Source organism: Paucimonas lemoignei (assembly GCF_004342585.1).
GTDB classification, from domain to species: Bacteria; Pseudomonadota; Gammaproteobacteria; order Burkholderiales; family Burkholderiaceae_D; genus Paucimonas; species Paucimonas lemoignei.
The window spans coordinates 1-1,794 of sequence record NZ_SLZQ01000024.1 but is presented as its reverse complement, the minus strand read 5'-3'; the positions used below and the strand labels follow the sequence as shown (position 1 = coordinate 1,794).

Annotated in this window: 1 rRNA gene; it reads right to left on the bottom strand. The window is 52.6% G+C overall.

The window, feature by feature from the left end:
- Positions 1-1,533 (bottom strand): 16S ribosomal RNA (locus EDC30_RS19170).
- Between the last annotated feature and the right edge of the window lie 261 nt (positions 1,534-1,794).

Genomic DNA, 1,794 nt, shown 5'->3' with positions numbered 1-1,794 from the left:
AAGAGAGGTGATCCAGCCGCACCTTCCGATACGGCTACCTTGTTACGACTTCACCCCAGTCACGAATCCTACCGTGGTAAGCGCCCTCCTTGCGGTTAAGCTACCTACTTCTGGTAAAACCCGCTCCCATGGTGTGACGGGCGGTGTGTACAAGACCCGGGAACGTATTCACCGCGACATGCTGATCCGCGATTACTAGCGATTCCAACTTCATGTAGTCGAGTTGCAGACTACAATCCGGACTACGATACACTTTCTGGGATTAGCTCCCCCTCGCGGGTTGGCAGCCCTCTGTATGTACCATTGTATGACGTGTGAAGCCCTACCCATAAGGGCCATGAGGACTTGACGTCATCCCCACCTTCCTCCGGTTTGTCACCGGCAGTCTCATTAGAGTGCCCTTTCGTAGCAACTAATGACAAGGGTTGCGCTCGTTGCGGGACTTAACCCAACATCTCACGACACGAGCTGACGACAGCCATGCAGCACCTGTGTTACGGCTCTCTTTCGAGCACTCCTCCATCTCTGAAGGATTCCGTACATGTCAAGGGTAGGTAAGGTTTTTCGCGTTGCATCGAATTAATCCACATCATCCACCGCTTGTGCGGGTCCCCGTCAATTCCTTTGAGTTTTAATCTTGCGACCGTACTCCCCAGGCGGTCAACTTCACGCGTTAGCTGCGTTACCAAGTCAATTAAGACCCGACAACTAGTTGACATCGTTTAGGGCGTGGACTACCAGGGTATCTAATCCTGTTTGCTCCCCACGCTTTCGTGCATGAGCGTCAGTGTTATCCCAGGGGGCTGCCTTCGCCATCGGTATTCCTCCACATATCTACGCATTTCACTGCTACACGTGGAATTCTACCCCCCTCTGACACACTCTAGCCATGCAGTCACAAAGGCAGTTCCCAAGTTAAGCTCGGGGATTTCACCTCTGTCTTGCACAACCGCCTGCGCACGCTTTACGCCCAGTAATTCCGATTAACGCTCGCACCCTACGTATTACCGCGGCTGCTGGCACGTAGTTAGCCGGTGCTTATTCTTCAGGTACCGTCATTAGAGCCAGGTATTAGCCAGCTCCGTTTCGTTCCTGACAAAAGTGCTTTACAACCCGAAGGCCTTCTTCACACACGCGGCATTGCTGGATCAGGGTTGCCCCCATTGTCCAAAATTCCCCACTGCTGCCTCCCGTAGGAGTCTGGGCCGTGTCTCAGTCCCAGTGTGGCTGGTCGTCCTCTCAGACCAGCTACTGATCGTCGCCTTGGTGGGCCATTACCCCACCAACTAGCTAATCAGATATCGGCCGCTCCAATAGCATGAGGTCTTGCGATCCCCCACTTTCCTCCGTAGAGCGTATGCGGTATTAGCGTAACTTTCGCTACGTTATCCCCCACTATTGGGCACGTTCCGATATATTACTCACCCGTTCGCCACTCGCCACCAGGTGCAAGCACCCGTGCTGCCGTTCGACTTGCATGTGTAAGGCATGCCGCCAGCGTTCAATCTGAGCCAGGATCAAACTCTTCAGTTTAATCTCTGTTTTGTGCCATTTCTGGCAGGTTCCGAAGAACCGTCGCTCACTCAAAATACTGACAGATTAAGTTCTTGCGAACTTACCTATTTTCTTTCTTTGCGAGCACTTGATATTGTTTGAGCATCAGCAGATTTCTCCACTGCGCACCGCCACCAAGTACCCACACTTATCGGCTGTTAATTGTTAAAGATCATCCTACCTGCCCCGCTGTGCTTTCAGCGTTGCTGCGAAGCGTCGTGTTCGTCAGCAGCAGAGAAA